Annotated in this window: 2 protein-coding genes; one reads left to right on the top strand and one right to left on the bottom strand. The window is 46.0% G+C overall.

From position 1 onward, the window contains the following. The coding region (locus B3180_RS14610) for a pirin family protein (RefSeq protein ID WP_286845232.1) at positions 1-670 on the bottom strand (670 nt) is incomplete at its 3' end. Between the two features lie 155 nt (positions 671-825). On the opposite strand from B3180_RS14610, the gene B3180_RS14605 reads away from it, so the two are divergent. Next, positions 826-1,493, top strand: a 668-nt coding sequence (locus B3180_RS14605) for a LysR family transcriptional regulator (RefSeq protein WP_286845230.1), incomplete at its 3' end; no start/stop codon positions are given.

The raw sequence follows: 1,493 nt of genomic DNA, 5'->3' as shown, positions 1-1,493 counted from the left end.
GGTCAGATACCCTTAACTCTAGTGAACCTGACACGGCATACAACCAGGCGCTCTCGCCTGCGTTCAAACGATGAGAGAAAGATGAGCCAGAAGTAAGACTGCCATCTAAAATAGTCATTGGTAGTGCTGGCGAGTCTTCACTTTTCACTCCGTTGCTTTCCCCAAGCATGACTCTAACGCGAGCTCCTGCTTCCTGAATAACCGGTACCTTACTGGCCTTAACATGAAGCGCCTCGGGCGAGCTGGGCTTTAGCCTTGTCGGGAGGTTTACAAACACCTGCAAACCGTGAATTTTAGATCCATTTCTTGGCGACTCGTCGTGCACAACGCCAGAGCCTGCTTTTAACCAGTATAAATCTCCGGGTAATAGATCGAAGTCATTGCCTAGCGTATCGCGGTTATGAAATTTTCCTACGGTATCTTCAAACAGAAGTGAAACTGCGGATAAGCCTGCATGCGGGTGAGCTCCAAAGGTCGGCTCTACCATTGTATAATGATCAACCATCACAAGTGGATCCATTGCGCCCGAAAACGCCTTCTCTCTGAAGCTTTTCGCTTTGAAGCCTCCACCAACATCCAGCGGCTTACCTTCGGTGACCTTCGTAATTGAAACTTGCTCATTCAATGCTTCAGAAAATGTCTTTCCGGTTCGGTTTTCTGGTCGGTTCATTTTTGTATCTCCCAACATTATATTCGCTACTCAATAGGATTTAACTCTAGCAGTAGAACAATAAGAATCTCCACAACCAAGAAATGAAACTTTCATTCTATATTTAGAACGATAAACTAATAATAACGGAGCCCTGCTACTTAGAGAAAACTGTGATGATTGATTTAAATGACTACTTTTACTTTGTCCATGTGGTCGAAAAGCAGGGCTTTTCACCAGCTGCATCGGCGCTCAACATGCCAAAGTCCAGGTTGAGCCGTCATATAAAACAACTCGAAGAACGCCTTGATAGCAAGCTCATTCAACGTACCTCCCGGCAGTTTAAAATCACCGATACGGGACGGCTTTTTTACCGCCACGCCAGAGCTCTGTTAGATGAAATGGAGATGGCTGAAGCTGCCGTTCAAAGCACTAAAAAGACGCTTAGCGGAACCGTAAAAATAAGCTGCTCGCTTGGTGTGGCTCAGTTCGCTGTAAAGCAATTGCTTGTCGAGTTTTTGAAAGAAAATCCAAAGGTAAACCTGGTGCAGCAAGTAACAAACCAGACCGTCGATTTAGTCTCAAATGGGATTGATATCGCCATTCGTGGGCATATTGATCAGCTTCCCGATTCAAGCATTATTCAACGACAGCTAACTACCGTGTCGTGGCAGTTGTTTGCAAGCCCTGCATACATTGAGTCACACGGCGCACCCTCCTCGCCTGACGACTTACTCAAACAAAAAAGCCTTAAAATGGGTTGGCAGTCTACGTCAGGTATCTGGACTTTGGAAAATCAGGAAGGGCTGGAAATAACCGTTCCCCACAGGCCTCAGCTATGTAG

This window comes from Idiomarina sp. UBA4206 (genome assembly GCF_002383015.1).
GTDB lineage: Bacteria > Pseudomonadota > Gammaproteobacteria > Enterobacterales > Alteromonadaceae > Idiomarina > Idiomarina abyssalis.
Note: the sequence above shows the minus strand (reverse complement) of the source record. Positions and strands in the feature narration are given on the sequence as shown.